We start from the raw sequence: 1,425 nt of genomic DNA, 5'->3' as shown, positions 1-1,425 counted from the left end.
AAGTTTCTGTACCTTAAGCTTTTGTTTGCATATATTTGCTCTTTGAGTGGATTCTCCTTTCTTTAAGTTCTCATATTTACGGGAAAGCTTTCGCTGTGCCCGTCTTAATTGTTTCTCAAGTTTTCTGATCCGTGCTGTTTTATTGATATTTCTGTATACAGTTCCATTTGACACAACTGCAAAGTCTTTCAGACCCAGATCGATTCCGATCCCATCAGTGAAATCTCCATCTGCTTCCGGAGCAGGTATATCGACAAGTACAGACACATAATATCTTCCTGCTTTCATGGAAACTGCCCCGCTTCGGATCACATATCCATCCTTAGAGGCCGGGATGTAACCTTTTTCTTTCAGCCTTACCCAGCCAAGTGTTGGGATCTTGATCCTGTGACGTTCACAGAGACAGTCTTTGGGATTGTTCTTTACAAAATACATTTTTACATCAGATCTTCCTTTTTTCTTATATCTTGGGAAACTGCTCTGATGATGAAAAAATCTTGAAAAAGCGGTACAGGCATTTTCAATTGCATTCTTTACCGATTTGGAACTGACTTCTCTGATCCAGGAATATTCCGGATGCCCTGGAAGGTATTCATTGTTCAGCCATACACTGAACGACTTGCCGCTCATAAATCTTTCACCGGCATCATAACGTTCTTTATTATGAAACAGGTAGAAATTATAAATATATCTGCATGTGCCGATTGTCTTATGTATTTTGATCTTCTGCTCTTCTGTAGGATTGATCTCTGTCTTGAAGCTCTTCAGCAATCTCCTCATCCTTTTCTATCTGTTTTTTATACTTACGAAGTCCATATAATCTACAGGAAAACACATGAAGGATGGAAATAATATCCTGTACAAGTTCTTCCTGTGGTGACAGTTCTTCATTGTTCACCACCAGTATCGTAGTGTGGAATTTCATGCAGAATCTTTCAAACCAGTCGTATCCAAAACGGATAAATCTGTCTTTATGCGTGATCACTATGGTTTTGACCTTCTGCTCCATGACTTCGTCCAGTAATCCATTCCATTTCCTGCGGTTATAATTAAGTCCGCTTCCATAGTCTTCAATGCACTGGTCTACGATCATTCCTCTGGCATTACAGAACTGACGCAGAAATGCTGTCTGATTTTGAAGATCATCCCTTTGGTTTTTGGTAGATACTCTTGCATAAATAACAACTTTTCGTTTATCATGTTCTATATTTATACCTTTAAATTGAAGATACTGGTCATATGTGTAATAACGCCTGTCTGTTGGAGTTCGGTTTGCTTTTAAGATTCCCTCTCTGTCCCATCTCTGAAGCGTTTTTACAGAAACACCTAATAATTCAGCAAAATCTTTTGGTTTATAATTTGTGATTTTTGATGTGTTCATAATATACCTCCATAAGTATATTTAAACACATTTAACATCTTTTT

The 1,425-nt window shown here is 37.9% G+C and carries 2 protein-coding genes; both read right to left on the bottom strand.

The features are described from left to right. Positions 1 to 780: RNA-guided endonuclease InsQ/TnpB family protein (locus LIR34_RS17465; protein ID WP_265107750.1), on the bottom strand; the 780-nt coding region annotated here is incomplete at its 3' end. Beyond that, positions 710 to 1,366, bottom strand: a complete 657-nt coding sequence (locus LIR34_RS17460) for an IS607 family transposase (protein ID WP_173903411.1) — start codon at positions 1,364 to 1,366, stop codon at positions 710 to 712. The genes LIR34_RS17460 and LIR34_RS17465, both read right to left, overlap by 71 nt. Positions 1,367 to 1,425 lie beyond the last annotated feature (59 nt).

Origin of the sequence: Blautia sp. MSK17_66, from assembly GCF_020538025.1 — a bacterium.
In the GTDB taxonomy this organism is placed as follows: Bacteria; Bacillota; Clostridia; order Lachnospirales; family Lachnospiraceae; genus Blautia_A.
The sequence above is the reverse complement of the archived record's forward strand: the minus strand, read 5'-3'. Positions and strand labels throughout refer to the sequence as shown.